Here is a 17819-nt window from a genome sequence, read left to right as displayed (position 1 = left end):
GGAGAAATACAAGGTGGCAGATAAAAAACTTGCAGATGGCGAAATCCAGGAACAGCGTCGGGAATGCCTGTGTAAACTGACGAAATTCGTCGGCGCGGCTGGCGTCGCGGCTGCCGTGTGGCCGCTGGTTTCGGCCTTAAGCCCGGATGAGAAAACGCTAGGGGAAAATGAACCGATTGATGTTTCTCTTGCGGGTGTTGCTGCTGGACAAACCATCAGGCGCATATGGCAGGGAAAGCTGATTCTTATTCACCACCGCACGCAGGAAGAGATTGTCGCCGCCAGAAATACCAACTGGCATACGCTTATTGATCCACAGTCTGACAGCGAGAGGGTCTCTGCGGTTCATCCCCAATGGCTGGTGGTTCAAGGGTACTGTCCACATGCCGGATGTGTCCCCAACGCCCAGCCGGGAGGGCTGGGCTGGATTTGTCCGTGCCACGGCTCGGAATTTGATACCTCCGGGCGCGTGACGCGCGGCCCCGCAACGGCCAACCTGGCAATCCCGGATTACGCCTTTCATTCTGATGGTCAGATCGTGCGTATCGGCACTAAGGAAGCCTGACATGATGAGTGAGCGCGTCTATTCGCTTCGCTGGCGAATTCCTTTTCCTCGTTCGATTGCCGGACTCTGGCTGTTCGCTATCGGCGCAATCCTGCTGGTTATGCTCGGCGTGCAGATCCTGACAGGTATCGTACTGGCGATGTTTTACGTGCCGACAGCCGGGTTGGCATTTGACTCCATTATTCATATTATGCGTGCGGTTCGCCACGGAGAACTGATACGTAATATGCATGCTATTGGCGCATCGCTCTTTTTCTTTGCCTGTTATCTGCATATTTTTCGCGGTATGTACTACAACGTGTACCGCAAGCCCTGGACAACAATGTGGTTAATTAGCGTCACGCTGTATATCCTCCTGATGATAACCGCATTTCTTGGTTATAGTCTTATTTGGGGGCAAAAAAGCTACTGGGCGGCAACGGTCATTACTCGCTTTGCCCAGGCCATTCCGCTAGTGGGTGATACGTTATACGCATATTTAGTCGGTAGCCATACGCCGGGAACACCGATGCTTGGCCGCTTTTTTGTTATCCACTTTATTCTTCCTTTTGTGATTGTCGTGGCAACGGTTTTTCATATTCGAACCGTACAGTCAGCGTTTGCCCAGGCGATGAAAAAGAAGTTCAGCGAGAAAGAGTCCAGGAACCTGTTGTTCGATTACAAAATTACCGATCTCGATGCCATCAAAATCACCCTTTTTTTGATGCTCTTCGCCTGGTTTTTATTCTTTGCTCCGCACTATCTGAGCAGCGCCGATAACTTTATTCCCGCAGACCCAACGATTACACCGGCGATTGTTGCGCCAGAATGGTATTTCCTTCCCTTCTTCTCCATCTTGCGCTGTTTCCCGAATGAATTCGTGGGACTAGCCGCGATGTGCGGTTCGATACTGATTTTCTATTTTCTTCCCTGGCTTGATACCTCCCGGGCTCGTTTTCGCCATTACAGCAAGCTGGTCAAATGCGGATTCTGGCTGTGGGTCATCAATGCCTGCTTTTTAGGCTGGTTAGGATCGAAAGCGCTGGTTGGCCCCGACCTTCTTGACGGTTTTCGTAACGAAGAAGGTTGGATACGTGCCGCGTCCCAGCTTTCGACGCTGATTTGGTTTGCCTGGTTTTTAATCGTATTACCTTGCCGTCGTTTTCTGGAAAAACAGGACTGATAATGAAACGACTATTGAAATTCAGTGTTCTGTGTTTTTCTCTATTGGGACTGGGCTCCACCTATGCGCAAGAAGCCACGCCTGAACGACAGGAATGGAGTTTCAGCGGCATCAATGGCCAGTATGATAAAGAGCAGCTTCGGCGTGGTCTGCAGGTTTATGAAGAGAAGTGTCGCGCTTGTCACGGCATGAAGCACCTTACCTTTCGAACCTTGACCAGACCCGGCGGCCCGGAACTCACGGAAGAAGAAGCAAGAAGTATCGCTAACGGCTATCAGTTTCCTGAGATTCAGGATGACGGCCAGATGGGTGAGCGGGACGGGACGCTAAATGATAGCTTTATATCGCCATATTTAAACGAGCGGGAAGCTCGATACCTTAATAATGGCGCAGAACCTGTTGACCTGAGCTATATCGTCCGCGCCCGCTCATACGATCGTGGATTTCCGCAATTCCTGTTAGATGCTTTTCTGCCCTACACGGACCAGGGAGCTGATTACGTCTACGCGCTACTCACCGGCTATCTGCCTGACGATCCCGAACTGAAGGCTAACCGCTATTTTCCGGGCGGCGTGATTAACATGCCGAAACCGCTGAATAGCGGAGAGATCCAATGGAGTCCGGCGTCACAGAAAGCTGAAACTGAGGAGCAATACGCCAGGGATGTTACCGCCTTTCTGGCATGGGCAGCCGATCCGGCGCTCTCTGAACGAAAACAGCAAGGGAATTACGTTATGGGCTATCTGGCTATTATGCTGGGGCTGCTATGGATATTACGACGAATGAAGAGACGTTCGCTCATGTAGGTCTTGCGAGGCGGGGGATTACTCAGTTCACCAGCATTCAACCGGTCAGCTGCGCTGTTGCCCTCGCGCGACTAAGACAAGTAAAGGAAGGAAAAATATAAATCAAGCAAAATGAAAAAACCCCAAGCTATTTGATAGCTTGGGGTTCATGTTTGGCGGAAGCGTAGAGATTCGAACTCTAGAACCCTTTCGGGTCGCCGGTTTTCAAGACCGGTGCCTTCAACCGCTCGGCCACGCTTCCAATGAGGCGCACTATAAACATCCCGAACGGACCTGTAAAGCACCAATGTGTTCGTTTGCCTGAAAAACAGCCAAAATGCTGTTAATCGACTGAAATAACAACAGATTGACCATTTAATCAGCACAAATATCGGCTACAACGCTTAATGTTTTTTGATGTACATATCTTTGGTGTAGTAATTTCCCCGGTTATCCGGTGCAAATCCCCCCACCCACGGCTTCACCAGATGCGTGCGGACATAGTGGTAAACCGGAATCGCAGGGACATCATCACCTAAAAGATCTTCAGCCTGCTGATAGTATTTGCCTCGTTCTTCCAGTGAATTTGCTTTCGCCGCATTACGCATCGCTTCATCAAAGGCGGGGTTGCTGTACTTGGTAGTATTCTCGCTATCACCGGTACGGAAAATATTGAGGAAACTTGAAGCATCATCATAATCGGCTATCCACGCATAGCGCACGACGTCAAAATTACCGGTGTGCATAGTGTCCAGCATGGTTTTCCATTCCTGGTTTTGCAGCTTCGCCTCGACGCCAAGGTTTTTCTTCCACATCGACGATGCGGCAATCGCAATACGCTGGTGCGTTTCGAAGGTGTTGTAGAGCAAATTCAAGCTAAGCGGATGCTCAGGACCAAAACCGGCTTCAGCAAGCAGTTTTTTGGCTTCAGCAATACGTTTTTCGAGCGGCCATGACGCATACTCCGGTGCATGCAGTTTCACCCCACCTATTTCCGGCTGGCTGATAACCCACGCTGCTCGCTGTCCCTGCCCCATCACCTTTTGCGCAATGATGTCTTTATCCAACGCCATATTCAGCGCCCGGCGCACGCGCGGATCATTAAACGGCGCGCGGGTTGTATTGAACTGATAGTAATACGTTGAAAGCTGGGGAGAGACATGCAGTTCATCGCCCATCGTTTTTTTCAGTTGGGCGAACTGATTGACCGGTACGCTATAAACAATGTCGATTTCACCGGCCTTATAGCGGTTTACGTCAGCCGACTCTGAGCTGATGGGCAAATAAGTAACTTTATTAATAACCGTATGCCGATCGTCCCAGTAATGTGGGTTACGCTCGGCAACGATGCGCTCATTGACCACCCATTGCGATAGTTTGTACGGCCCACTGCTGACAAAATGTTCTGGTCGGGTCCACTTGTCGCCAAAACGCCCAATCAGAACTTTATCCAGCGGCACCAGCGATGGATGCGCCAGCATCGCCAGAAACGCCGCCGTCGGTTGCGTCAGGGTAATTTCCAGCGTGGTATCATCCAGGGCTTTGACCCCTAGTGTAGCGGGATCTTTATTCCCTTGGGCAATATCAACCGCGTTCGCAACATGCATATTGCCCAGATACGAAGCATAAGGTGAAGCCGTTTGCGGCGAGACCAGACGCTGCCAACTCCAGACAACATCCTGTGCGGTAATCGCAGAGCCATCAGACCAGGTAATGCCCGGACGTAAATGAAAGGTCCAGATAGTATTGTCTTTATTCTCCCAGGATGCCGCAAGGCGGGGCTCGATAGACCCATCCTGCTTGACAGCAACCAGACCGTCGAACATATCGCTGATTAAATTAAACTCAACGTTGCTTTCGACTTTATGCGGATCCAGCGATGCCGGCTCACTGCCGTTATTTCTCACCAGTTCCTGCTTTTCAGCCAATGCTGTTCCTGCGGGAACATGAGCTGCCCATGCCGCGCCGTTTATTGATATCATACAGGCGGCCAACAGCGTAAACGTAAATACCTTCGATTTGTGTTGAGTCATTCCCTGCACCTTATTGTTCTGTTTTATGTAGACACCGCTTTCACTGTCAGAGAGATTCAGGAATAACGCAATATTTTTCAGTGACCTATAAGATGTCGATCTGACATTTTCAAACAATAAGTGGTAACATCTAATTTAGACACTTTTGCTGAAATAATATGCTTAAGTCTGGCGGGTTAAAATGCGTAAAGATGGGTAAAACCGCTGTGTCATTCCCCTTGATTTCATTATCCTCCATCATTAATTACATCTGTCATAAGAGAGTGACTCATGGATCGTATTATTAGTTCTTCGCGCGACCGTACATCGCTACTCAGCACGCATAAAGTGCTGCGCAATACCTATTTTCTGCTCAGCCTGACGCTGGCGTTTTCTGCCATCACCGCAACGGCAAGCACCGTGCTGATGCTGCCATCCCCGGGTCTAATCCTGACGCTGGTGGGAATGTATGGTCTGATGTTCCTGACATATAAAACTGCGGATAAGCCGGTCGGAATTCTGTCTGCTTTCGCATTCACCGGCTTCCTGGGCTACATTCTGGGACCGATTCTGAACACCTACCTGTCTGCAGGCATGGGTGATGTTATCGGTATGGCGCTGGGCGGCACTGCTCTGGTCTTCTTCAGCTGTTCTGCCTATGTGCTGACCACCCGTAAAGACATGTCCTTCCTCGGCGGTATGCTGATGGCAGGTATCGTGGTGGTGCTGATTGGTATGGTTGCGAATATCTTCCTGCAACTGCCAGCTCTGCATCTGGCCATCAGCGCGGTGTTTATTCTGATTTCTTCAGGCGCTATCCTGTTTGAAACCAGCAATATCATCCGTGGCGGTGAAACCAACTACATCCGTGCAACGGTCAGCCTGTATGTTTCGCTGTACAACATCTTCGTCAGCCTGCTGAGCATTCTGGGCTTCGCCAGCCGCGACTAAGTTGTCAACTCGCACTATCCAGCCCCGCTTATGCGGGGCTTTCTTTTTTGGTAAACTGCCGCCTGTTTGACTTACGTAGTGACAAATTATGTTGATCTTTGAAGGTAAAGAAATCAGTACCGATAGCGAAGGCTATCTGAAAGATACCACGCTGTGGAGCGAGCCGCTGGCCGAGAAAATCGCCGAAAACGAAGGCATTACGCTCTCCGCAGAACACTGGGAAGTGGTGCGTTTTGTCCGCGATTTTTATCTGGAATTTAATACCTCCCCCGCTATCCGCATGCTGGTAAAGGCGATGGCCAACAAGTTTGGCGAAGAGAAAGGCAACAGCCGTTATCTCTACCGCCTGTTCCCGAAAGGTCCGGCCAAGCAGGCGACTAAAATTGCCGGCCTGCCGAAACCGGTGAAATGTATTTAATAACGGATACTAAATCCCTTTAGCTCGTCGCCAGGACGATGGGGTTCGCTGAGAACTCTGTCTACCCTGGCGCTTCGCGGCCCCCCGGCTTTCAACCACTTCATCAGTTGTTCCACCCGGTCACCTTCACCGCAGGCGACAACCTCTACGCTGCCGTCATCCATATTCTTCGCGTATCCGGTCAATCCCAGCCGTTGTGCTTCATGCTGGGTGGTGTAGCGAAATCCTACCCCCTGAACCCGGCCATAGACCCAGGCGATTATGCAGACTTTCGACATTGCGGTTCTCCTTATCATCACAGCGCGCGTTGCAAATATGCGCAAAACTCAGGACAATGGCGCCCATTTCTTTGAATTGACAGAATAGTAAATTATGAGTGTACGTTTAGTGTTAGCCAAAGGGCGCGAAAAATCATTACTGCGCCGCCATCCGTGGGTATTTTCCGGTGCTGTCGCACGTATGGAAGGTAAAGCCAACCTCGGTGAAACCATCGATATTGTTGACCATCAGGGTAAATGGTTAGCACGCGGCGCGTACTCACCCGCGTCGCAGATCCGTGCACGCGTCTGGACATTTGACAAGTCTGAGTCCATCGATATTGATTTCTTCACCCGTCGTCTGCAGCAGGCGCAGACATGGCGTGACTGGCTGGCGAAAAAAGACGGTCTGGACAGCTACCGTCTGATCGCCGGCGAATCCGATGGTCTGCCGGGTGTCACCATTGACCGCTTCGGCAACTTCCTGGTGTTGCAGTTGCTCAGTGCGGGGGCTGAATACCAACGCGCCGCGCTGATTAGCGCTCTGCAAATTGTTTTCCCGGACTGCGCCATTTATGACCGTAGCGATGTGGCCGTGCGTAAAAAAGAAGGTATGGAGCTGACTCAAGGGCCAGTAACGGGCGAGCTTCCGCCAGCACTGCTGCCAATTGAAGAGCACGGCATGAAGCTGCTGGTTGATATTCAGCATGGTCACAAAACCGGCTACTACCTCGATCAACGCGATAGCCGCCTGGCCACGCGTCGTTATGTGGAAAATCAGCGTGTGCTGAACTGTTTCTCTTATACCGGTGGATTTGCGGTTTCAGCATTAATGGGTGGATGCCGTCAGGTCGTCAGCGTTGACACCTCTCAGGAAGCGCTCGATATTGCCCGCCAGAACGTGGAACTGAACAAGCTGGATCTGAGCAAAGCTGAGTTCGTGCGTGATGATGTGTTCAAACTTCTGCGAGCTTATCGCGATCGTGGTGAGAAATTCGACGTCATCGTGATGGATCCGCCGAAATTTGTCGAAAACAAAAGCCAGTTGATGGGCGCCTGCCGCGGCTATAAGGACATCAATATGCTGGCTATTCAGTTGCTCAATCCGGGCGGCGTACTGCTGACTTTCTCCTGCTCTGGGCTTATGACCACCGATTTATTTCAGAAAATCATCGCTGATGCCGCAATAGATGCTGGTCGTGATGTACAATTTATAGAGCAGTTCCGTCAGGCCGCCGATCACCCGGTGATCGCTACCTACCCGGAAGGGCTGTATCTGAAAGGGTTTGCCTGTCGCATCATGTAACTTGAAAAGTGGAATATTACCCTTACATAGAGGGTATCTATTTCCCGGGAGGTGACTATGATTGCCAGCAAATTCGGTATCGGCCAGCAGGTCCGCCATTCCCTGTTAGGTTACCTCGGAGTGGTCGTGGATATCGACCCGGAATATTCGCTTGATCAACCGTCAGCCGATGAGTTGGCGGTTAACGACGAACTTCGCGCCGCTCCCTGGTATCACGTGGTGATGGAAGACGATAATGGTCTGCCAGTACATACGTATCTGGCCGAAGCACAACTGAGTAGCGAGCTACAGGAAGAACATCCGGAGCAACCGTCGATGGATGAACTGGCGCGAACAATTCGAAAACAGCTTCAGGCCCCGCGCCTGCGCAATTGATGCAAACACAGACCCGATTAGCTAATCGGGTCTGTGCGTTTTGTTCGGCTACAGATCCACCTTACTTCGCCAGTCCCAGCCGCGGGATCTCAATCGCCGGGCAACGATCCATCACCACCGTCAACCCTGCATCACGAGCCAGTACGGCTGCCTGCTCGTTAATCACGCCGAGCTGCATCCATAGGGTCTTCGCGCCGATGGCAATTGCCTCCTGAGCAACACCCCACGCCGCTTCGGAATTACGGAAGACATCTACCATATCCACTTTCTCTGGTACATCTGCCAGCGTCGCATAGCCCTGCTGCCCCAGCAGTGTTTTTCCGGCAACTTTCGGTGAAACAGGAATAACGTGATAGCCCTGATCGAGTAAATATTTCATAACCCGATAGCTTGGGCGATCGGGTTTATCGCTTGCACCCACCAGTGCAATCGTGCGGGTCGTTGTCAAAATGCCAGCAATATCGGTCTCTTTCATCGTTTTCCTCCAGGCTGTTTAGCAAAGTGTACGACAAACCTGACTTTGCGACCATTCATCCCATACTGGCGCATGAGAGCTAAACTCAAAAATATGTCTATATGTTAGTAAACATGATTATCGAAAAATTTAGATACATCTTATACAGATTTTTTCTGGACAGGAGAAACCTATGAAAGCCGGCATTGTGACAGCCTTAATTGCCCTGTGTTTGCCGGTAACCGTTTTTGCTACCTCTCTACGTCTGTCTAATGATATTGACCTTCTGGTGCTGGACGGAAAAAAAGTCTCCAGCTCATTACTGCGTGGTGCCGAAAGTATTGAGCTGGAAAATGGTCGGCACCAGCTCGTGTTTCGCGTAGAAAAAACCATTCGCCTGTCCAGCCACGAAGAACGTCTGTATATTTCGCCCCCGCTGGTCATCAGCTTTGATACCCAACTCGTCAGTCAGGTTAATTTTCACCTGCCACGTCTGAGCAACGAGCGAGATGCAACGCATTTTGATGATGCCCCACGCGTAGAACTGCTGGATGGGGATTCCATGCCTATACCGGTTAAGCTGGATATTCTGTCAATCACATCCACCGCAAAAATCGTAGATTATGAAATGGAAACAGAGCGCTATAACAAAGCGGCTAAGCATGCGTCTTTACCGCAATTTGCCACGATGATGGCCGATGACAGTTCGCTGCTTTCCGGGGTATCTGAACTGGACCGCGTGCCGCCTCAGTCACAAACGCTGACTGAGCAGCGCTTAAAATATTGGTTTCAACAGGCTGACGCACAAACGCGAAGTAACTTCTTACAATGGGCTGAGAAACAGCCCCCATCGTGACATTTATGTTCGTATACGCATTTTTTTTGTCTTTCTCTTGCAGCGTCAAGTGCTTCCAGTACTCTGTAACAAGGTTAACTTGGGAGCTGTACTATGGAATTAACGACTCGCACATTACCAGCGCAGAAACATATTGCGTTGGTCGCACACGATCACTGCAAAAAGATGTTGATGAGCTGGGTTGAACGCCACCAGCCATTACTGGAACAACACGTTCTGTATGCTACAGGGACAACTGGAAATTTAATTCAACGCGCGACAGGAATGGACGTCAATGCCATGCTGAGCGGCCCAATGGGGGGTGACCAGCAGGTGGGTGCGCTAATTTCAGAAGGGAAAATTGATGTGCTGATTTTCTTCTGGGATCCGCTCAACGCCGTTCCCCACGATCCTGATGTCAAAGCCCTGCTACGCCTGGCCACAGTCTGGAACATTCCGGTCGCCACCAACGTGTCAACGGCTGATTTTATTATCCAGTCGCCAAACTTCAACGACGCAACGGATATCTTGATCCCGGATTACGCCCGTTATCTTGCAGAACGCCTCAAATAAACGCTAAGCAGGCGGCAACTGCCGCCTGCTTTTCAGGGTTTCCGGGTCACCGGAACGTCTAATTGCTTAAGCTCATCAACAAAACATGATGGCGCGTCTTTGCTAAACAGTAGCCATACCCGATGCCGTGCACGCGTTAGCGCCACATACAGCAACCGCCTCTCTTCAGCATCAGGAAAATCTTCAACAGCCGGGAGTAACGCCTCTTCCATAATCGACTCACGAGCCGGAGCCGGAAAACCGTCATTCCCGTCATGAAGCCCCATAACAATGACGTAATCCGCCTGCTGCCCTTTGCTGGCATGAATAGTCATAAAATCCAACTGCAGCTTGGGCCAGCGGGTGGCCGCTTTGTCCAGGCTGGCTGGCTTCAGATGATGGTACCGCGCCAGCACCAGAATTCTCTCTTCAGCTTTCACAAAACCCGACAGCTTATCCAGCAACAGATCTAACTGACTTTCATCGAGCAACGTGACAGCTTTTTTATCACCGGTCGTCAGACTGTTCAGCGGTTTCGTGAGCTGATGTGGGTTTTGCTGGATAAACTGGTTTGCGACTTCGCCAATCCGGCTATTAAAACGGTAAGTCGTATCCAGATTACAGCTATCGCCCTCACCAAAATTTTGCTGGAATGCGGTCGTCAGAGAAAGCTTTGCTCCGCTGAACCGGTAAATGGCCTGCCAGTCATCTCCCACGGCAAACAGCGTGGTCTGCGAGTTTTGCTTTCGCAAGGCGGCTAACAGGGCGGCGCGCTGAGGGGAAATATCCTGAAATTCATCGACCAGAATATGTTTCCACGGACTGATAAACCGCCCCTTCTCCAGAATGACAATAGCCTGATGGATCAACCCGGAGAAATCGACGGCATTCTCATCCTTCAGGGCACTCTTCCAGGCCTTGAGCAGCGGCGCCATTAGCTTTATGCGTTTACTGAACAGATCGCGGATCTCCTCCGGAGCATTAGCAATCATCTCCGCCTGTGCTCCACCATGCATCCGCATCAAACTAACCCAGCGATCCAACCGGGAGGCCAGACGGCGCTGTAATTTTTCGTCATCCCAGAAGTTACCTTCGGGTACAGACCACTGCATTTCTTCTTCTAACCATTGTCGCCAGCCTTTAGCCTGAGCCTTTTTCTCACTGCACTGCTGACGCCAGGTCGTTATAAAGAGTTTACTGCGAGCGGCGGCATCATTTTCCAGCTTGCTCACTGTTGGAACTTTTTTGCTACCTTGCGAAATAATGTACAACGCCAGTGAATGGAACGTCCGTGCAGTGACCTCGTCCGTATGCAGACGCTCACGAATGCGGTCATCCATCTCCTGGGCTGCTTTGCGTCCAAACGCCAGCAACAGGATCTGTTCTGGCGCGGCTTCTCCTCGTGCAAGCAGCCAGCCCGCACGGGCGACCAATACGGATGTTTTACCGCTTCCAGCCCCTGCAAGTACCAACAATGATTGCTCACCGTTCACTACCGCGCGCGCCTGAGCAGGGTTCAACGGCGAAGATTCAATATGCTGGAAAAACTCAGCATACTCTTCCAGCATTGCCTCGGTGTACGCCTGATTGTGCTGTAAGCGGCAGGCTTCAATGTCCTTCAACCACGCCTGGCATTGACGTAACGCCTCCCGGCAATTTTCAAATTCTTCCAGCCGATTAACCGGGAGCGGTAACGCGGCAAAGGCACGGCGAATCTGCTGCTGCAGCCCTGACGTTTGTTCGCGCGTCAGCCATTTACTTTCACTAGTACGCGCCGCTATCGCATCCAACTGCTGCTGTAAAACCCCCGCAGCAACGTCACTCATTTCCTGGCTCCACTGCTGCCAGAGTGCATTCAAATGATGATGGAAGCGCTGGGTTTCCGCCCACTCTGTACCGTGAAGACGAACCACCTTCTCATCCGGGAGTACAAACTCCAGCTCGCCCCACACCAGACCACGTTTGCAATGAATAGCCAGTAACTGATTGAAGGGAATAAGATACTCGTGACGATCGCCGGAAACTTTAATCCCGGCATTGAGAATAACGGCCCGATCGTAAGGGTGTTGTGCCAGACGTTTTCCAAGAGAAGTAGCTTTCAGTTCCATAAGACTCAAGCGGATCCACACGAAGAGGTTTGCTTATCAGTGTAACCGCCAGAGAAAACGTGCTCCAGCCCAAAAAAACGTTACAATTGCCGAATTCACAGAAAACCAGAGTTAACCGAGGGTTTATGCGTACTGTTCTGAATATTTTAAATTTTGTGCTTGGGGGGTTCGCCACCACCCTGGCCTGGTTACTGGCAACGCTGGTCAGTATCGTGCTTATTTTTACTTTACCCTTGACCCGTTCATGCTGGGAGATAACCCGACTTTCACTGTTTCCCTATGGCAACGAAGCGATACATGTCGATGAACTGAATCCGGCCGGTAAAAGCGTCCTGTTGAATACCGGCGGCACCGTGCTCAATATTTTCTGGCTGATTTTCTTCGGCTGGTGGTTGTGTCTGATGCACATTGTCTCTGGTATTGCTCAGTGCATAACGATTATTGGTATTCCGGTTGGCATTGCGAACTTTAAAATCGCTGCCATTGCGCTCTGGCCGGTGGGTCGCCGGGTAGTTTCAGTAGAAGTTGCCCGTGCAGCGCGTGAAGCCAATGCACGTCGTCGCTTTGAATAATCAGGACCAATGGCCTTTATGTTAAGTCCTCTGCTCAAACGCTATACCTGGAACAGCACCTGGCTGTACTACGTGCGGATTTTTATCGCGCTATGCGGTACAACGGCGCTGCCCTGGTGGCTGGGTGACGTCAAGCTGACCATCCCTCTCACGCTAGGTATGGTCGCTGCCGCACTTACCGATCTCGATGATCGTCTCGCGGGCCGACTGCGCAATTTAATCATCACGCTGGTGTGCTTTTTTATTGCCTCAGCCTCCGTTGAACTGCTCTTCCCATGGCCCTGGCTGTTTGCTATTGGGTTAACGCTTTCCACCAGCGGTTTTATTCTGCTGGGGGGATTAGGCCAGCGCTATGCAACCATCGCTTTTGGCGCGTTGCTCATCGCCATTTACACGATGCTGGGCACCTCGCTTTACGATCAGTGGTATCAACAACCAATCCTGCTGCTCGCTGGCGCTATCTGGTATAACCTGCTGACGCTCACCGGGCATCTTCTGTTCCCCATCCGCCCCTTACAGGACAATCTGGCCCGCAGCTACGAACAATTAGCGCACTACCTGGAACTGAAGTCGCGTCTTTTTGATCCCGACATCGAAGATGAAAGCCAGGCGCCGTTGTATGATTTAGCCCTCGCTAATGGGCAACTGATGGCAACGCTAAACCAGACCAAAGTATCGCTGCTGACTCGCCTGCGCGGTGACCGTGGACAACGGGGAACACGTCGCACGCTACATTACTATTTTGTGGCGCAGGATATTCATGAACGCGCAAGCTCCTCACATATTCAGTATCAAACGCTACGCGATCATTTCCGTCATAGCGATGTGATGTTCCGCTTCCAGCGGTTGATGTCGATGCAAGGACAAGCCTGTTCACAACTGTCTCGTTGTATTTTATTGCGCACACCTTACCAGCACGATCCGCACTTTGAACGCGTCTTCACTCATATAGATGCCGCACTTGAGCGCATGCGCGCCAGTGGTGAGCCTGCAGATCTGCTCAATACGCTGGGATTCTTACTATCGAACCTGCGGGCTATCGATGCGCAACTGGCCACCATTGAGTCTGAACAGGCTCAGGTACTCTCGCGCAATGAGTCTGAAAATCAGCTTGCTGATGACAGTCCCCATGGATTCAGTGATATCTGGTTACGCCTGAGCCGTAATTTCACCCCAGAGTCCGCACTGTTTCGCCATGCCGTCCGCATGTCGTTAGTGCTCTGTGTTGGTTATGCCATTATCCAGGTAACCGGCATGAATCACGGATACTGGATCTTGCTGACCAGCCTGTTTGTCTGTCAACCAAACTACAATGCCACCCGACATCGCCTGGCGCTCAGGATTATCGGCACGTTGGTTGGTATTGCCATCGGTTTACCGATCCTGTGGTTTGTGCCCTCTTTAGAAGGGCAGCTAATACTTTTAGTGATCACTGGTGTACTGTTTTTTGCCTTTCGCAACGTCCAGTATGCGCATGCCACCATGTTTATCACGCTGCTGGTATTACTGTGCTTTAACCTGCTCGGCGAAGGCTTTGAGGTTGCGCTGCCGCGTGTCATCGATACGCTAATTGGCTGTGCTATCGCCTGGGCGGCTGTCAGTTTCATCTGGCCAGACTGGCGTTTTCGTAATCTACCACGGGTAATTGAGCGGGCGACTGACGCTAACTGCCGCTACCTTGATGCAATTCTCGAACAATACCATCAGGGTCGTGATAATCGTCTGGCCTACCGTATCGCTCGCCGTGACGCGCATAACCGTGATGCTGAACTCGCCTCTGTGGTGTCAAACATGTCGAGCGAGCCGGATGTGACGGCCCAAACCCGCGAAACGGCGTTCCGTTTACTGTGTCTCAACCATACGTTTACCAGCTATATTTCTGCGCTTGGCGCACATCGCGAACAGTTGACCAATCCAGACGTTCTGGCATTGCTGGATGACGCTGTTTGCTATGTTGATGATGCCCTTCACCATCAACCCGCTGACGAGCAACGCGTATACCAGGCGTTAGAAGGGCTGAAGCAGCGAATTCAGCACCTGGAACCACGCCCGGACAGTAAAGAGCCTCTGGTCGTTCAGCAAGTTGGGTTATTGATCGCTCTGCTCCCGGAAATCCGGCGATTACAGCAGCAAATTGCCGTACTACCTTCTAATACCCCGGTTCCGGCGTAAGAGAACTTACCCACTCCACCAGCTCCTGGCGACGCGTCGCCGGGAGCGCGGCTTCATGTATCCCCCCTACCGCGCCTTCAAGGGCATAGAGTACTTTTACCGTCAGAGCCGGGTTATTTTGCCGAAGTTTCAGCCAGCACATTTGTGCTCCCAACGACCGCATAGTCCCCTCATCTTTAATGCCAACTTCATTCAGCAGAGTCTCCAGATGAAACGTCATATTTGGCAATTCCCGCAGACGATGCTGGGTAAAGCGACTCTGTTTTTCCTTAACCGCTGCATCCAACGAATATCGCGATAACGACACCAGTTGCTGCTGGTTTTGCCACAGGGCATCGTTCACCTGGTAATAATTAAGTACAAGAGGACGTCCCCGCTTAATAAATGTCAGCCAGACAGGAGAATTTTGTACACAATACTGGGCGCTCTGTTCACAGGCGCGAAGATACAACTCACCATTGGCGACCATGGCAAAGACCGTATCGCCAACCGTCAGACTGTAGCCACCAAACAGTGAGCGATAGTGAATTGTCCCCAGAGAAGCCAAATATTCCTGCGATTTATAGATCCTTGCATAAGAAAGCTCTTTCATAAAAATCCTTTTTAAATCATAACGTAAGCAAATGATTTTTAGTAGCGGATCCGTTAATGACGAAAATAGGCAACTTATGCGTATGGGGCAAGATGAATTTTATTTTTCCCGTGACGACGACTAAAAATTGCGAACCTGTTTCCGAAAATAAGGTTGATCTTTGTTGATAGCAGGGTTACTGTATATCCATACAGTAACTCACAGGGCTGGATTGATTATGTACACTTCAGGCTATGCAAATCGTTCTTCGTCGTTCTCTTCCGCATCAAGCAGCATTGCGCGCGTTTCATCAGAGAACGCAACCGCTGGGCTTATCAGTGAAGTAGTCTATCGCGAGGACCAGCCCATGATGACGCAACTACTGCTGCTTCCTCTGCTGCAACAGTTAGGGCAGCAATCACGCTGGCAGCTGTGGCTGACGCCTCAGCAAAAATTAAGCCGGGAGTGGGTGCAGTCAGCCGGACTTCCATTGACAAAAGTAATGCAGATTAGCCAACTCTCCCCCTGCAATACGCTGGAATCGATGATCCGTGCGCTGCGCACAGGTAATTACAGTGTCGTTATCGGCTGGCTGGCAGAAGAATTAACGGAAGATGAACATGCCGAGCTGGTAAAAGCGGCTGATGAAGGAAATGCGATGGGTTTTATCATGCGTCCTGTTTGCGCACAGTCACTTGCGGGGAGACAGCATTCCGGGCTAAAAATTCACTCGAATTTGTATCATTGAGTAAAATTAGGATTTATCCTGGAATTTTTTTTCATGCTTCAATTTGCCTTTGAGCTTTAACGCGTTTTTCGTCCGAACGCCTGTCTCAAGCGGTTTTCAGGAAATCCTCAGTGCATTTAGTCATCAATAAATGTTAAATATTATGTATACAAGCCTTTTTTTTTCATATGCCTGACGGACTTCACACTTGTAAGTTTTCAACTACGTTGTAGACTTTACATCGCCAGGGGTGCTCGGCGTAAGCCGCAGATATCGGTAGAGCAACTATTGAACTGGTCCCCGGGTGAAGGATTTAACCGTGTTATCTCTCTTCGGAGATATTCATGGCGAATTTTGGATGATAACGAGGCGCAAAAAATGAAAAAGACAGCTATCGCAATTGCAGTGGCACTGGCTGGTTTCGCTACCGTGGCGCAGGCCGCTCCGAAAGATAACACCTGGTACGCTGGTGCTAAAATGGGCTGGTCTCAGTACCATGATATTGGCAACAACCAGATCAACAACGCCGGTCCGACCCACGAAAGCCAACTGGGTGCCGGTGCGTTCGGTGGTTATCAGGTTAACCCGTACGTTGGTTTTGAAATGGGTTACGACTGGTTAGGCCGTATGCCGTACAAAGGCTACACCGACCAGACTCATCAAAACGGCGCTTTCAAAGCTCAGGGCGTTCAGCTGACCGCTAAACTGGGTTACCCAATCACTGACGATCTGGACGTTTATACCCGTCTGGGTGGTATGGTTTGGCGTGCAGACGCTAAAAACAACGAAGGCTTCAAAGACCACGACACTGGTGTATCCCCAGTATTCGCTGGTGGCGTAGAGTATGCAATTACTCCTGAAATCGCTACCCGTCTGGAATACCAGTGGACCAACAACATCGGTGACGCGAACACCGTTGGTGGTCGTCCGGATAACGGCCTGTTGAGCGTTGGTGTTTCTTACCGTTTCGGCCAGCAGGAAGAAGCAGCTCCAGTAGTTGTTGCTCCGGCTCCGGCTCCAGAAGTACAGACCAAGCACTTCACTCTGAAGTCTGACGTTCTGTTCAACTTCAACAAAGCAACTCTGAAACCAGAAGGCCAGCAGGCTCTGGACCAGATGTACAGCCAGCTGAGCAACCTGGATCCGAAAGACGGTTCCGTAGTGGTTCTGGGCTTCACTGACCGCATCGGTTCTGACGCTTACAACCAGGGTCTGTCCGAGAAACGTGCTCAGTCCGTTGTTGATTACCTGATCTCTAAAGGTATTCCTTCTGACAAAATCTCTGCACGTGGCATGGGTGAATCCAACCCAGTTACTGGCAACACCTGTGACAACGTGAAAGCTCGCGCTGCACTGATCGACTGCCTGGCTCCGGATCGTCGTGTTGAGATCGAAGTTAAAGGCATCAAAGACGTTGTAACTCAGCCTCAGGCTTAAGTTATCGTCTTATAAAAAAACCCCGCGCTATGCGGGGTTTTTTTTCATCTGTTTCCACTCAAAACAAGCCTCTTGTTACACCAGCCAACCGCTAGTCTTTTCCCAGCAACGCCTGTAAATCCTGTTTCAATGTCGACATTTTGTTCGCGTACTTCTCTTTATGCTCTGCGTCTTCAATCAGCTGCACTATAGTTTCAGAAAGTGTTTTTCCGCGCCGCTGCGCAAGACCTGCCAGACGCTGCCAGACCATAAACTCCAGATCGATAGATTTCTTACGCGTATGTTGATGTTCTGCATTAAAGTGCCGCTTACGCCTCGCCCGGATCGTTTGCTTCATACGATTGAGCAGTGCAGGGTTCATGTATTCTTCAATCCAGGCGTTGACCCGAACCGGTTCATTTTCGAGGGTTAGCAACAAATCAACGGCTTCTTTGGCAGCGCTGGCTTCCACATAGCGGGTAATCAACTCCCCCTCGCGATGCTTCTTCACCAGGTACTTCCATTTCCATCCGCTTTCAAGATTTTCAAGTTGTTGATATTTCATTGCGATCTCAATGTTA

Annotated in this window: 19 protein-coding genes and 1 tRNA gene; 13 read left to right on the top strand and 7 right to left on the bottom strand. The window is 50.7% G+C overall.

Annotated features, from left to right (window positions below):
* The first annotated feature begins 13 nt into the window (after window positions 1–13).
* From petA to WN16_RS12125, 3 genes are read left to right on the top strand one after another with little or no spacing between them, the layout of a single operon-like run.
* Window positions 14–565, top strand: coding sequence for a ubiquinol-cytochrome c reductase iron-sulfur subunit (gene petA, locus WN16_RS12135; protein ID WP_044700748.1), 552 nt, complete (start codon window positions 14–16; stop codon window positions 563–565).
* A gap of 1 nt (window position 566) precedes the next feature.
* On the top strand, window positions 567–1727 hold the full coding sequence (locus WN16_RS12130) for a cytochrome b N-terminal domain-containing protein (protein ID WP_044700750.1): 1161 nt from the start codon (window positions 567–569) through the stop codon (window positions 1725–1727).
* 2 nt (window positions 1728–1729) lie between these two features.
* Window positions 1730–2533 carry a cytochrome c1 gene (locus WN16_RS12125; RefSeq protein WP_044700752.1) on the top strand — a complete coding sequence of 268 codons (804 nt, stop codon included), beginning with the start codon at window positions 1730–1732 and terminating at the stop codon, window positions 2531–2533.
* A 153-nt stretch (window positions 2534–2686) separates the two neighbouring features.
* On the opposite strand, the gene WN16_RS12120 is transcribed toward WN16_RS12125, so the two are convergent.
* Both WN16_RS12120 and WN16_RS12115 read right to left on the bottom strand, forming a co-directional pair.
* A tRNA-Ser gene (locus WN16_RS12120) sits at window positions 2687–2774 on the bottom strand.
* Window positions 2775–2916: 142 nt separating this feature from the next.
* The gene (locus WN16_RS12115) at window positions 2917–4545 is read right to left on the bottom strand and encodes an ABC transporter substrate-binding protein (protein ID WP_032936281.1); all 1629 of its coding nucleotides are present in this window, start codon (window positions 4543–4545) and stop codon (window positions 2917–2919) included.
* A gap of 270 nt (window positions 4546–4815) precedes the next feature.
* Here WN16_RS12115 and yccA point away from each other — a divergent pair, with 270 nt between their 5' ends.
* Window positions 4816–5475 carry an FtsH protease modulator YccA gene (gene yccA / locus WN16_RS12110; protein ID WP_003035917.1) on the top strand — a complete coding sequence of 220 codons (660 nt, stop codon included), beginning with the start codon at window positions 4816–4818 and terminating at the stop codon, window positions 5473–5475.
* A gap of 88 nt (window positions 5476–5563) precedes the next feature.
* Entirely contained in the window at window positions 5564–5893 is a 330-nt protein-coding gene (gene tusE / locus WN16_RS12105; protein WP_003035914.1) for a sulfurtransferase TusE, read from the top strand.
* On the opposite strand, the gene yccX is transcribed toward tusE, so the two are convergent.
* Entirely contained in the window at window positions 5890–6171 is a 282-nt protein-coding gene (gene yccX / locus WN16_RS12100; RefSeq protein WP_003836833.1) for an acylphosphatase, read from the bottom strand. The genes tusE and yccX overlap by 4 nt on opposite strands.
* 94 nt (window positions 6172–6265) lie before the next feature.
* Between yccX and rlmI the strand changes: the two genes are divergently transcribed.
* Both rlmI and hspQ read left to right on the top strand, forming a co-directional pair.
* A complete protein-coding gene (rlmI, locus tag WN16_RS12095; RefSeq protein WP_032936284.1) occupies window positions 6266–7456 on the top strand; it encodes a 23S rRNA (cytosine(1962)-C(5))-methyltransferase RlmI in 1191 nt (396 codons plus the stop codon).
* 57 nt (window positions 7457–7513) lie between these two features.
* Window positions 7514–7831: a heat shock protein HspQ gene (gene hspQ / locus WN16_RS12090; RefSeq protein WP_003035905.1), complete on the top strand. Its 318-nt coding sequence runs from the start codon at window positions 7514–7516 to the stop codon at window positions 7829–7831.
* A 61-nt stretch (window positions 7832–7892) separates the two neighbouring features.
* On the opposite strand, the gene WN16_RS12085 is transcribed toward hspQ, so the two are convergent.
* Window positions 7893–8306, bottom strand: coding sequence for a CoA-binding protein (locus WN16_RS12085; protein ID WP_003035903.1), 414 nt, complete (start codon window positions 8304–8306; stop codon window positions 7893–7895).
* A gap of 172 nt (window positions 8307–8478) precedes the next feature.
* Between WN16_RS12085 and WN16_RS12080 the strand changes: the two genes are divergently transcribed.
* Together WN16_RS12080 and mgsA are read left to right on the top strand one after the other, a co-directional pair.
* Entirely contained in the window at window positions 8479–9141 is a 663-nt protein-coding gene (locus tag WN16_RS12080; protein WP_003836835.1) for a DUF2057 family protein, read from the top strand.
* A gap of 93 nt (window positions 9142–9234) precedes the next feature.
* The gene (mgsA, locus tag WN16_RS12075) at window positions 9235–9693 is read left to right on the top strand and encodes a methylglyoxal synthase (protein WP_044700753.1); all 459 of its coding nucleotides are present in this window, start codon (window positions 9235–9237) and stop codon (window positions 9691–9693) included.
* A gap of 32 nt (window positions 9694–9725) precedes the next feature.
* Here mgsA and helD read toward each other — a convergent pair whose 3' ends face one another.
* Entirely contained in the window at window positions 9726–11780 is a 2055-nt protein-coding gene (gene helD, locus WN16_RS12070) for a DNA helicase IV (protein ID WP_044700756.1), read from the bottom strand.
* A 125-nt stretch (window positions 11781–11905) separates the two neighbouring features.
* Here helD and WN16_RS12065 point away from each other — a divergent pair, with 125 nt between their 5' ends.
* Together WN16_RS12065 and yccS are read left to right on the top strand one after the other, a co-directional pair.
* A complete protein-coding gene (locus WN16_RS12065; protein ID WP_003035892.1) occupies window positions 11906–12352 on the top strand; it encodes a YccF domain-containing protein in 447 nt (148 codons plus the stop codon).
* 18 nt (window positions 12353–12370) lie between these two features.
* Window positions 12371–14524, top strand: coding sequence for a YccS family putative transporter (yccS, locus tag WN16_RS12060; protein ID WP_032941200.1), 2154 nt, complete (start codon window positions 12371–12373; stop codon window positions 14522–14524).
* Here the strand turns inward: yccS and WN16_RS12055 are convergent.
* A complete protein-coding gene (locus WN16_RS12055) occupies window positions 14502–15116 on the bottom strand; it encodes a TfoX/Sxy family DNA transformation protein (RefSeq protein WP_003035889.1) in 615 nt (204 codons plus the stop codon). The genes yccS and WN16_RS12055 overlap by 23 nt on opposite strands.
* 217 nt (window positions 15117–15333) lie before the next feature.
* Between WN16_RS12055 and sulA the strand changes: the two genes are divergently transcribed.
* On the top strand, window positions 15334–15843 hold the full coding sequence (sulA, locus tag WN16_RS12050) for an SOS-induced cell division inhibitor SulA (protein WP_032936288.1): 510 nt from the start codon (window positions 15334–15336) through the stop codon (window positions 15841–15843).
* Between the two features lie 357 nt (window positions 15844–16200).
* Window positions 16201–17259, top strand: coding sequence for a porin OmpA (gene ompA / locus WN16_RS12045; protein ID WP_003836839.1), 1059 nt, complete (start codon window positions 16201–16203; stop codon window positions 17257–17259).
* Between the two features lie 91 nt (window positions 17260–17350).
* On the opposite strand, the gene matP is transcribed toward ompA, so the two are convergent.
* A complete protein-coding gene (gene matP, locus WN16_RS12040; RefSeq protein WP_003035881.1) occupies window positions 17351–17803 on the bottom strand; it encodes a macrodomain Ter protein MatP in 453 nt (150 codons plus the stop codon).
* Window positions 17804–17819: the final 16 nt, after the last annotated feature.

It is taken from the genome of Citrobacter sp. ABFQG (assembly GCF_004322975.1).
Lineage (GTDB): Bacteria > Pseudomonadota > Gammaproteobacteria > Enterobacterales > Enterobacteriaceae > Citrobacter > Citrobacter freundii.
The sequence above is the reverse complement of the archived record's forward strand: the minus strand, read 5'-3'. Positions and strand labels throughout refer to the sequence as shown.